The organism is Acinetobacter indicus (assembly GCF_009914475.1).
Lineage (GTDB): Bacteria > Pseudomonadota > Gammaproteobacteria > Pseudomonadales > Moraxellaceae > Acinetobacter > Acinetobacter indicus.
This window is the reverse complement of record NZ_CP045198.1, coordinates 1,548,904-1,560,229: the sequence shown is the minus strand read 5'-3', so window position 1 is coordinate 1,560,229 and position 11,326 is coordinate 1,548,904. Positions and strand designations below refer to the sequence as shown.

At 45.3% G+C, this 11,326-nt stretch carries 11 protein-coding genes; 4 read left to right on the top strand and 7 right to left on the bottom strand.

The features are described 5' to 3' along the window. Positions 1-88 precede the first annotated feature (88 nt). The 4 genes from oxyR to rubA all read right to left on the bottom strand — a co-directional run bounded on the left by oxyR (position 89) and on the right by rubA (position 3,409). Positions 89-988 (bottom strand): LysR family transcriptional regulator OxyR, encoded by a 900-nt coding sequence (gene oxyR / locus GA693_RS07840; protein ID WP_005179377.1) that lies wholly within the window; start codon positions 986-988, stop codon positions 89-91. Positions 989-1,001: 13 nt separating this feature from the next. Continuing rightward, positions 1,002-1,937, bottom strand: coding sequence for an alpha/beta fold hydrolase (locus GA693_RS07835; RefSeq protein ID WP_045796061.1), 936 nt, complete (start codon positions 1,935-1,937; stop codon positions 1,002-1,004). 51 nt (positions 1,938-1,988) lie between these two features. Continuing rightward, positions 1,989-3,167: an NAD(P)/FAD-dependent oxidoreductase gene (locus GA693_RS07830; RefSeq protein ID WP_160241114.1), complete on the bottom strand. Its 1,179-nt coding sequence runs from the start codon at positions 3,165-3,167 to the stop codon at positions 1,989-1,991. Positions 3,168-3,244: 77 nt separating this feature from the next. Further along, positions 3,245-3,409 (bottom strand): rubredoxin RubA, encoded by a 165-nt coding sequence (gene rubA / locus GA693_RS07825; RefSeq protein WP_005179369.1) that lies wholly within the window; start codon positions 3,407-3,409, stop codon positions 3,245-3,247. Positions 3,410-3,913: 504 nt separating this feature from the next. On the opposite strand from rubA, the gene GA693_RS07820 reads away from it, so the two are divergent. Then, a complete protein-coding gene (locus GA693_RS07820) occupies positions 3,914-4,456 on the top strand; it encodes an adenine phosphoribosyltransferase (protein ID WP_005179368.1) in 543 nt (180 codons plus the stop codon). A gap of 53 nt (positions 4,457-4,509) precedes the next feature. Here the strand turns inward: GA693_RS07820 and GA693_RS07815 are convergent, their stop codons facing one another. Beyond that, positions 4,510-5,016, bottom strand: a complete 507-nt coding sequence (locus GA693_RS07815; protein ID WP_168384305.1) for a YqiA/YcfP family alpha/beta fold hydrolase — start codon at positions 5,014-5,016, stop codon at positions 4,510-4,512. 256 nt (positions 5,017-5,272) lie between these two features. Between GA693_RS07815 and lysS the strand changes: the two genes are divergently transcribed. Beyond that, positions 5,273-6,799 (top strand): lysine--tRNA ligase, encoded by a 1,527-nt coding sequence (gene lysS, locus GA693_RS07810; protein ID WP_005179355.1) that lies wholly within the window; start codon positions 5,273-5,275, stop codon positions 6,797-6,799. A gap of 94 nt (positions 6,800-6,893) precedes the next feature. Here the strand turns inward: lysS and GA693_RS07805 are convergent, their stop codons facing one another. Continuing rightward, positions 6,894-7,436 carry a hypothetical protein gene (locus GA693_RS07805; RefSeq protein WP_016659284.1) on the bottom strand — a complete coding sequence of 181 codons (543 nt, stop codon included), beginning with the start codon at positions 7,434-7,436 and terminating at the stop codon, positions 6,894-6,896. Positions 7,437-7,760: 324 nt separating this feature from the next. On the opposite strand from GA693_RS07805, the gene cysD reads away from it, so the two are divergent. Continuing rightward, positions 7,761-8,675 (top strand): sulfate adenylyltransferase subunit CysD, encoded by a 915-nt coding sequence (cysD, locus tag GA693_RS07800; RefSeq protein WP_005179347.1) that lies wholly within the window; start codon positions 7,761-7,763, stop codon positions 8,673-8,675. 103 nt (positions 8,676-8,778) lie between these two features. Next, on the top strand, positions 8,779-10,392 hold the full coding sequence (gene cysN / locus GA693_RS07795) for a sulfate adenylyltransferase subunit CysN (protein ID WP_160241115.1): 1,614 nt from the start codon (positions 8,779-8,781) through the stop codon (positions 10,390-10,392). 469 nt (positions 10,393-10,861) lie between these two features. Here the strand turns inward: cysN and GA693_RS07790 are convergent, their stop codons facing one another. Continuing rightward, entirely contained in the window at positions 10,862-11,224 is a 363-nt protein-coding gene (locus GA693_RS07790) for a thioredoxin family protein (protein ID WP_160241116.1), read from the bottom strand. Between the last annotated feature and the right edge of the window lie 102 nt (positions 11,225-11,326).

Sequence of the window (11,326 nt, the reverse complement as noted above, 5' to 3'; positions counted from 1 at the left end):
GCAAGCCTGACATTTAAAGAATGTCAGGCTTTTATCCGCTAAAAAAATAAGGAGCTGATGCTCCTTATTTTTATGGGTATTGAAGAACTTAGCTGTGCGAGATTTTTTGTAGAATTTGCAATAACACATCAAATTCGCTTTGCAGCGGAGTACTCTTACGCGTTACTAAGGCCAGGGTACGGGTAGGTGCCGCGTCAATCTGTTTCACCACCAGCTCTGAATTGGCCTGAATCATATTGGTATGAATGGCAATTTCAGGCAGTAAGGTAAAGCCGAGGTTGGCTGATACCATTTCCACCAGAGTTGGTAGTGAGCTGGCTTTTAAACGATGATCATTTTTACGCTCGCCAATCGGGCAGGCACTTAAGGCATGATCACGCAAGCAGTGGCCTTCTTCCAGCAGCATCAGGCGAGACAGGTCCAGATCTTCTAAAGATTTGGCCTGAGCCGAGTGTGCATCGGATTTATGGTGGACCAGTACCAGATTTTCTTTGGCAATTTCAGCAACTTTCAGACTGCGGGTATCAAACGGTAGCGCCAGTAACACCATATCCAGGTTACCGTGTTCCAGTTTTTCTACAATTTTTTCACTTTGTGCTTCATGCAGGTGTAACTGGATTTTTGGCAGTTGCTTATGCACTTCATCTAACAGCTGCGACAAAATGAACGGTGCAATGGTTGGAATTACACCTAAATGCAGGTCGCCGGTTAAGGGCTCGCTCATTTCACGGCTTAGACGCATCAAGTCCTGCGCATCAGCCAATAGAACACGCGCTCGGGCTACAACTTGTTCACCGAGAGGAGTCAAACGTACATTCTGGCGATCGCGTTCAACCAATACGCCACCCAATAAGCGCTCTAACTCCATGATTCCGCCCGACAATGTCGATTGAGTCACGAATGAACGGCGCGCCGCTTCTGTAAAATGCAACGTTTCAGACAGTGTAACGAGGTATGACAGCTGTCTTAAGGATGGTAATGCAGCCATAGTGTCCTAATGCTTATAATTTAAAGTGATGAGCAAATAATTCGCTAAGATATGGAATGAAATGCGGAGGGATATCATGCCCCATTCCTTCAATTAATTCAAATTTAGCGTCAGGTATTGCTTTCGCAACAGCCTTACCATGTGCAGGTGGAAGTAAGCGGTCACGAGAACCATGAACAACCAGCGTGGGCTGTTGGATCTGCTTGTCCAGACTGCGCAATGAGCCTGTACATAATATTGCTAAAAACTGCTGAAGTACACCCGCTGGATGGTAACTTCGCTGATATAATTTACGGGCGGTCTGTACCGCTTCCATTTCATTCAGATAACCTGGCGAACCAATCACTTTAAACAGTTTCAGGCTGTGGTTAATAATGCCTTCTTCATCATTGGATGCCGGCTTGCCCACTAGGCTGAACAGCTGTTTCGGGAAAGGAGGCGGTAGGAAAGGCTGGTTGTTGCTGGTAAACAATAGTGCCAGTTTTCTGACCTTGTCCGGATAGCGGGCCGCCAGAATCTGTGCAATCATGCCGCCCATTGAAGCGCCAATCACATCAACCTGTTCCAGCTCCAGTTTATCAATCAGCAGGGCCACATCATCGGCCATATCATACAGGTTATAAGGCGCCCCCTGATTTTCTAAACCCAAGGCAAAACGGCCCATCAGTTTTAGGGTATTCAGGCGCTCGCCCTGATGGCGTACTTTAGAGGACAGGCCAATATCGCGGTTATCAAAACGGATGACCCGAAAGCCTTGGTCAATGAGTGACTTGCAGAAAAAGTCTGGCCAATACAGCAGCTGTGCACCCAGTCCCATGACCAGTAAAATGGTCGGATTGCCAATTTCGCCGCCCATTTCGACATGCAATTCAATGCCATTGCCCAAGTCGACTTTGGTTTCGTGCATAAAACTGCTGTAAGGTGAAACATTTAACCGCAAACTATTCATTCTTATATTCCTTTCTTCAAGGTGAGCGCGCACCCCTGATGGATTAAAGCGCTAAACTGCCGCTGGAATCAAGTCAGGAACAAGTTTACTTAAAGCCAGGCGCTGTTTGCCGGCTGTTGGCCCGAGCAGCACAAAGCCGCGTAAGGTGGCAGTGCTGTCAAAGGCTTTGGCAATCATGCCATCGTCCAGTTCTTCATTTTGCCAGGTCACTTCCACATCTACCGGGGCAGGTAACACCGTTAATGGTGCCGCCGGGGTTTTCACTGCAACCGGCATAGCCGGGTAGTGCACTTGTGTGGTTTCACCATTTAAGGTTTTGGCCAGGGCACGTGCCTGCTGCATGATTGGCATGACATACGGTAATAAAATCCCGTTGACTTCAGCGCAGTCGCCCACTGCATAAATATCAGCCAGGTTGGTTTCTAGTAAGCCATTGGTGAGCACGCCGCGACTGGTATGAATGCCAGCTTCTTTGGCTAAAGTAATATTCGGCTGTAAACCGACGGCGGACAGTACCACATCAGCGCTCAGGCTACGGCCATCGGCCAGTGTCACCAGATAATCACCCTTATCCAGTTTCGATACTTTATCGACCGTGGTGCCCAAGACAAAATGAATCCCAGTTTCTTCCAGGTTCTGTTTAAATGCAGTGGCAATAAATTCAGGCAATAAACGGCCCAGCGGTTGAGGTGCCAGATCAATCACCGTGACTTGATGCTCGGTGTTTTGCAGGTCATTGGCAAATTCACAGCCAATCAGGCCCGCGCCTAAAATCACCACACGTTTGTCCTGACGCGCTGCCAGCTGTTCACGGAAGGCTTTATAGTCATTTAAATTATTGACCACGTGAATATCATCACTGCCATCACCAGAAATGGCCAGACGAATCGGGTTGGCACCGACTGCCAGAACCAGTTTGGCATAGGCTTGCTGGCTTTCGACGTCATCTTTCTCTAAAGTCAGCAGATGCTGCTCGGCATCAATGGCTTTAACCCAGGTATGCGCTTCAATGCGCATATTCAGCTGCGCGGCCATTTTCGCTGCATCCCCCAGCGCAATCTGTTCGGGTGCTTTTTTGCCGGCCAGGGCATTGGAGAGGGTAGGTTTTGCATAGTTGATTGCATCATCTGCGCAAATCATGACCAGTTCCTGTTCAGGGTTCAGTTTGCGAAATTCACGGGCGACTGTATAGCCAGCCATACCAGAACCAATGATGACAATCGGATGCATTATTTTCTCCATAAAAGGTTGAGCATAAGTTTCAAGACATAAAAAAAGACCATGCAGTTATGGTCTTCGAGGCGTACTTAGATTTCGACCATTTCAAAATCGACTTTAGATACGCCACAGTCCGGGCAGGTCCAGTCATCTGGAATATCTTCCCATTTGGTGCCCGCGACGATGCCATCTTGCGGCCAGCCTTCTGCCTCGTCATAAATCCATCCACAAACGATGCATTGATACTTTTTCATTTGACTCTCCAAAAGCCGATCTTCAATAAACCTGACCGGCAAAAAATTCCCTAACCAGCATGACTCAGTTGATATGATTTTAACACTTCATATTCGCTTAAATTTTTACGCAGTTATGAGGTTAAAGTAAAGTAAATATCGGAGTCTAATGCTTCATTTCTAAAGCTGAATGGCTAAGAAGGACAAAATTTATCTTTAAAATCTCAAACATTGCATAGTGTCGGACAATATGCACACTAAAAACCAGCGCAAATCTTTTCAAAATATATGAGAGATCACCTAAATTTCGACTAAAGTCGGACAGCTATTTTTGCTTAAATAGGCTATTCTATAATTAGGATAATCTATATTGGTTATTTAGTATAAAAATACCAATAATAAAAACAATGATTTACTAATTTTAATCGGGTTTTATTTAAACCTGAAGGGCGGACTTTGGCTGGTCTTCGTGGTCAAGACGCTGTAAAATTCACCTATTCTTTTTAATCTCTCTCCGATCTCCTTATGAGCAAGCTGTCTACAACGTTGTGGTCTCACATTCGTACTGTCCAAAACTTTCCTAAAGCCGGTATTTGTTTTTATGACTTGACCCCTTTATTCATGAAAAATATTGGTCCGTTGACAGATGCTTTAATTGAAAGTATTCCTGCAGAAAAACTGGCTGAAGTAGATAGCTTTATTGCGGTAGAAGCACGTGGTTTTGTGCTGGCCAGCCTGTTGGCACAGCGTACTGGCAAGGGCTTATTGCTGGTGCGTAAAGCCGGTAAATTACCACCACCGGTAGTGGGTGTGGGTTATAGCCTGGAATACGGTCTGGACCGTCTGGAAATGGCGGCAGATGTCACCGGTCAGAAAGTTATTATTGTGGATGATGTATTAGCGACTGGCGGTACCTTAAAAGCAGTGAAACAACTGGCGGAAAAATGTCAGCATGAAATTCTGGGTGCGAGCATTTTCCTGGATTTACCAGATTTACACGCAGATTTAGGTCTGAACATCTGGTCGGTACTGGATGAACGCTCTAAGCCGGTGGAAGCAGTGGCTTAAGTCTGAGCACTACCCTGTAAAACATAGAAAGCCTTGCCGAGTGCAAGGCTTTTTTATTTGTGCAGTGATTGCTGTTCCAGTTGCCAGATTAAAGGATTGATATTTTCAGGACACACCAGTCGATGATGACCGCCTTTAAAAGCATGAATTGGCATGTAATTTTCCAGCTGGGTTTGTACCCAGTGCATGTCCAGCTGTTCATCGCCGAGTTCCAGATAGGCCAGCTGTGGAATATCATGGTTCAGTTCCTGTTCGGAAATCTGCGGATAGTCCGGTCGGAAGTCGGGTTGTAAACTCGGGTTGGCAATGACGCAGGGAATACCATGCAGCGCCGACATCTTTAAGGCCCAATAGCCGCCGAGGCTATGTCCGACAATAATTTCAGGCTGGATTTTAACAATAATATCGTTATAGAAACTGGCCACCGTCTGGTAGTTCAGATTGCGATAATCCACGGTAATACAGTATTTTTTATCTGCGCAGATGGCATGAAACTTACTCGATTCACGTGAGGAATCCAGCCCATGCAGAAATAGGATTTTCGAGGTGCATCTATTCATTGTTTTCATTCACACTCAAGCGTCTATTGAATAGTTGAAAAGTTCCCTTTTCAATTAATTTCTCCTGCTTATTGTAAGAGTGGTGGCGCAAGAAAGAAGTTAGCTATTGGTCTAACAGTTCAGCAAAAGGCGAGGTGCTGTTTAGCAGAGGTTTAGAAAATGAAAAAAATGGCTTAGGATTCAGCAGAGCATACGAAAAGCCAAATAAATCTGCTATGCTATTGCACTTCATTTTTTAGTAATTTTCGAGGCAGAGATGACGCAACCAAACGCTCAGTCGACTTCTGAACCCACTATTTCCGAAAACGATTTAATTGCACAGCGTCATGCCAAGTTAAAGCAAATCCAAGAAAAGGCTCAGGAAAGCAACAGCAGCCCATGGCCGAACACCTTCAAGCGTGAACATTACGCGCAAGATTTACAAGAACAGTTTGCCGACAAATCTAAAGAAGAAATTGAAGGCGGCGATAAGGTGTATGTGTCGGTGGCTGGCCGTGTCATGCTCAACCGTGGTTCGTTTATCGTAATTCAGGACATGACCGGTCGTATCCAGCTGTATGTGGCCCGTAAAGAACTTAGCCCTGAAACATTGGAAACCATTAAAGGTTTGGACCTGGGCGATATTATTGCTGTTAAAGGTTATATCGGCCGTTCAGGCAAAGGCGATTTATATGTGCATATCGAGCACTTTGAATTGCTGACCAAATCGCTGCGTCCATTACCAGACAAGTTCCATGGCCTGACCGATACTGAAGTGAAGTATCGTAAGCGTTATCTGGACCTGATTGTAAACGAAGAAACCCGTAAGACTTTTGAAATTCGTGCCAAAGTGGTATCGGGCATCCGTGCGTTTTTAACTGAAAAACGTTTCATGGAAGTCGAAACCCCAATGATGCACGTGATTCCAGGTGGTGCATCGGCGCGTCCATTTGAAACCCATCACAATGCGCTGGATATGCCATTATTCCTGCGTATTGCGCCAGAACTTTATTTAAAACGTTTGGTGGTGGGCGGTTTTGAACGCGTGTTCGAAATTAACCGTAACTTCCGTAACGAAGGTGTATCGACCCGTCATAACCCGGAATTCACCATGATTGAATTCTATCAGGCTTATGCAGACTACAAAGATTTGATGGAACTGACCGAGCAGATGCTGGAGAAACTGGCCATCGACATCTTGGGTTCGACCGATGTGCCGTATGGCGATGAAGTGTATAGCTTCAAAGGTCCGTTCAAGAAAATCTCGATGTTTGATGCGATTCTTGAGCACAACCCGCAATTCACGCCTGAAAACGTCAATGACCGTGAATTTCTGGCCAACTTCGTACAAAACGAACTGAAAGAGCAGGTAAAACCGGGCTTTGGTTTAGGCAAGCTGCAAACCATCGTGTTTGAAGAAACGGTTGAAACTCAACTGCGTCAGCCAACCTTCATTACTGAATACCCAGCAGAAACCTCACCGCTGGCTCGCCGTAATGATGAGAACCCGCACATCACTGACCGTTTTGAATTCTTCATTGGTGGTCGTGAGCTGGCAAACGGCTTCTCAGAGTTAAATGATCCAATTGATCAGGCGGAGCGTTTCCAGGCACAGGTGGCTGAGAAAGATGCTGGTGATGATGAAGCGATGCACTACGATGCAGACTTCGTTGAAGCACTGGAATATGGCTTGCCACCTACAGCAGGTGAAGGGATCGGGATTGACCGTCTGGTGATGTTATTCGCCAATGCACCAAGTATCCGTGATGTGATTTTGTTCCCGCATATGCGTCACAAGAACTAAAATCTGCTACATCAAATAACCCGCGAATCTCGCGGGTTATTTTTTTGTTTGAGTATCATCAAGCTATACGTAAAGCACAGATCAGAAGAATCGCTTAGATTAAACTGGTCTGAATACGCACTTTCATGTTCAGGCTTTGCTGCACAATAAAGGATTTCATCCACTGCACCTGTTCACCCATTGGATTGGTTTTGACTGCGGTGTCGAGGAAGGCCAGTTCCGGGCGCTGGAACAGTTGCTGTTCAATGGCCTGTTCCAGCTGGCTTGAGGTGGAGGCCAGTGGCATGCTGACCAGATAAAAGGCCTTTGGATAGTTATAAAAGGCATACATCAGGTTAAAGGCTTTCTGGTCACCTTTTAAATTGCCGGCACCAATTTCATAACCGCGATCCTGATTACTGTGGGTCAGACCAATCAAAAACTCGATATTATGGTCCGAAAGTCGTAGACCAAATTGCAGCCCGATCTGATCGGCACTGAACTCGTGCTGGACAAAGGTATTTAGTGCAGAACCATCTTCATCAAACGCTTCCTGCAACACCAGCATGTGCTGCTGATGCTGATACAGAAAGCCGGCAAGCTGCGCCTGTTCCAGCTGGGCTTTTAAGGTGGCTAAATCGTAATGACTATAAGGCATGGGAGCAATCAGAAAAAATTAAAATTTGTTTTATTTTAGGTGTTTCACTTGGAAAATGAAGCGATCTATTAGAGCTTTTAACAATAACTCAATAGATAGAAGTGAGCATAAAAACGGCGACTGGAAAATAGTGATTAGGCTAAAAATAAGCGATGCTGTGCAGGGTATGAGTAAACTTTGATAGCAATATCAGTAATCCTGTATATGACGTTTTTGCATATTAATATAATAAAACAAGCAATAGTACAGATAACTAAATCTCTATAATGAATATAAATTTTATAAAGTGTAATAAGTACACGTTGATTTAAGCTGGTGTTGTCCATGTCATTAAATGAGGAAAGACTTACTCATCTGAAACAGCTTGAAGCTGAGAGTATTCATATCATCCGTGAAGTTGCTGCCGAGTTTGAAAATCCGGTTATGCTGTACTCGATTGGTAAAGATTCTGCGGTGATGCTGCATCTTGCCTTGAAAGCCTTCTATCCTGCAAAACTTCCATTCCCTCTGTTACATGTCGATACAGGCTGGAAATTCAAAGATATGATTGAATTCCGCGACAACATGGCCAAGAAACATGGTTTTGATCTGATTGTGCATCAGAACCAGGAAGGCCGTGACGCCGGAATCAATCCATTTGATCATGGTAGCTCAAAATACACCGACATCATGAAAACCCAGGGGCTGAAACAGGCGCTGGACAAATACGGTTTTGATGCTGCATTTGGTGGTGCGCGCCGTGACGAAGAAAAATCACGTGCCAAAGAACGTGTCTATTCTTTCCGTGATTCCAAACACCGTTGGGACCCGAAAAACCAGCGTCCAGAACTGTGGAACCTTTATAACGGTAAGGTCAACAAGGGCGAAAGCATTCGTGTGTTCCCATTGTCGAACTGGACCGAGCTGGACATCTGGCAATACATTTATCTCGAGCAGATTCCAATTGTTCCATTGTACTTTGCTGCTGAACGTCCAGTGGTAGAACGTAGTGGTACACTCATTATGGTTGATGATGAGCGTATGCGTTTACATGAAGGCGAAGTACCACAAATGAAATCGGTACGTTTCCGTACACTTGGCTGTTACCCACTGACCGGTGCAGTTGAGTCAGGCGCAGATACCTTGCCTGAAATTATTCAGGAAATGTTGCTGGCCACCAGCTCGGAACGTCAGGGTCGTATGATTGACCATGATGAAGCCGGCTCGATGGAGAAGAAGAAGCAAGAGGGCTACTTCTAATTTCTCCCGACCTCTCTTTAGACAAGAGAGGAAATTCCCTCTGGGTAAAAGGGGGATACAGGGAGATTAAACCGGTTTCTAAAGAATTTGTGGAGTTTGAGCAATGTCTCATCAATCAGAACTCATTAGCCAAGATATTTTGGCCTATTTAAAACAGCACGAAAATAAAGACTTATTGCGTTTCCTGACCTGCGGTAACGTCGATGATGGTAAATCGACCTTAATTGGTCGTCTGCTTTATGATTCAAAACTGATTTATGAAGATCAGTTGCAAGCGGTAACCCGTGACTCGAAAAAAGTCGGGACGACAGGGGATGCACCTGACCTGGCTTTACTGGTCGATGGCCTGCAGGCAGAACGTGAGCAGGGTATTACCATTGATGTGGCGTATCGCTATTTCTCGACTGAAAAGCGTAAGTTCATCATTGCCGATACCCCGGGACATGAGCAATATACCCGTAACATGGCCACTGGTGCATCAACTGCGGATCTGGCGATTATTTTAATTGATGCACGTTATGGCGTGCAGACCCAAACCCGTCGTCATACCTTTATTGCCAGCCTGCTGGGTATTAAGAACATTATTGTTGCCATCAACAAAATGGACCTGGTGGAATTCTCTGAAGCACGCTTCAATGAAATTCAGGCGCAATATAACGAGTTCGTGAACCAGCTTGGTGATCGTAAACCGGCCAATATCATTTTCACCCCAATTTCTGCCCTGAATGGCGATAACGTGGTGAACAAGTCGGCCAATACTCCTTGGTACAACGGCGAAACCTTGATGGAAACGCTGGAAAACGTGGAAATTAGCCGGACTTCAGGTAAAAACGAATTCCGCTTCCCGGTGCAATATGTCAACCGTCCAAACCTCGACTTCCGTGGTTTTGCTGGCACCATTGCTTCGGGCGACATCCGTGTGGGTGATGAAATTGTCGCTTTACCATCAGGTAAACGTTCTACTGTCAAAGACATTGTGACTTTTGATGGCAATTTAGAACGTGCATTTGCCGGTCAGGCCGTTACCCTTACCCTGAATGATGAAATTGATATTTCACGCGGTAACCTGCTGGTCAAAGCGGGCGATCAACCGGAAATTTCACGTTCTGCACGCGCAACTGTGGTGTGGATGAATGATCAGCCAATGGTCAAAGGCAAGCTGTACAACATTAAGCTCGGTACACAAACTGTTCCTGCCAAAATTGCTGAGATTAACTACCGTGTAAACGTGAATACGCTGGAAAAAACCCAGGTAGAGCAGCTGGAACTGAACGCGATTGCTGATGTTCAGATCGAGTTTGATGCGCCAGTGGTATTTGACCGTTATCAGGACAGCCGTTATACCGGCTCGTTTATTTTCATTGACCGTTTAAGCAACGTGACCGTTGGTGCGGGCATGGTGGAAGCAGCGGTAGAATGGACTGCGCATGATGAACCTGTGACTGCGGAAGACCGTGCTGCCCGTTTAGGTCAAAAACCTGCTGCGGTGACTGTAACAGCACAAGCACTGGAAAATGCACAAGCGCTGGAAAGTCTGTTGATTCAGCAAGGTGTAGTTGCAATTGCAAAAGCGGGTCTGAATGCTGATCAAGTGGCATTACTTCGTGAAACTGGTGTTGTGGTGGTCACCGATGTTGCTGAAGGCACTGACGTAAGCTATGGCACCGAAGCCGTTGAAGAACTGGCTGAGAAAATTGTGGAGCTGGTTCGTCTATAAGACTGGGCTGGTTAAAGAAAACCTACCGCAAGGTGGGTTTTTTTATGGCTTTTAGATTCTTGGTGGGACTGCTGTGTCTATTTCAAACTTAATGATCTACGCGAATATTCTTACTCTATACAATCTGGTGTAGAGCGGGAAGATACACAAGATTTTATTTATATTGCGCTTATGTTTGGCTGTGCCAGTAGAGTTCAGGCAGAGCAATCAAAGTGTGGTTACGATTAAATGACGAATAATTGAAAAATCCATCGAGAGTGATCAGGAGAATTTTCAATCTGCTTATCATAGTGCAAAAAATAGCAGTCGCTGCGCTAAGCATAGTGCTGATCATCGGGCGGATGACTATTCACCACTTTACTATCCGGAGGAGAGGGGTGAGCGTATGCTCAAGGGCGATCAGACGTGGTTTTAACCCACTAAATTTTAAGGTGGGCAATCTAAACTTCAGTGAAATAGAAAATAGCATTTATTCTCTTAAATCTACAGGCTGAGAAGAATCATCCAAAAGCTGCGCTAGAATAGATTTCATCTCTGTCAGACTTTTGACCCCTGCAATTCTGTGGATGATCTGTCCCTGCTTGAAAATCAGGGTCGAAGGTAATCCATAGACATGATAACGCAGGGTGAGAATAGGAGATTGATCGACATTGATCTTGCCAAATTTAATCTCTGGCTGATGGTGGGCATAATAGCCGGCCAGTTCGGCAAACACCGGAAAATTCTGTACGCAGGGTGCACACCAGTCTGCATAAAAGCGGATCACGGCAAAGCCATCAAACCATTCAAATTCACTGTAATTATTTTCGTTATAGTCGATGACTTGGGCCATGGCTCACCTGAGTTATCAATCTGCGAAATATACATCTCATTATACATAAGTCCGGCTTGGCTTCATTCCGTCATTTATCTATGTTCAAATAGAGCACAGAAA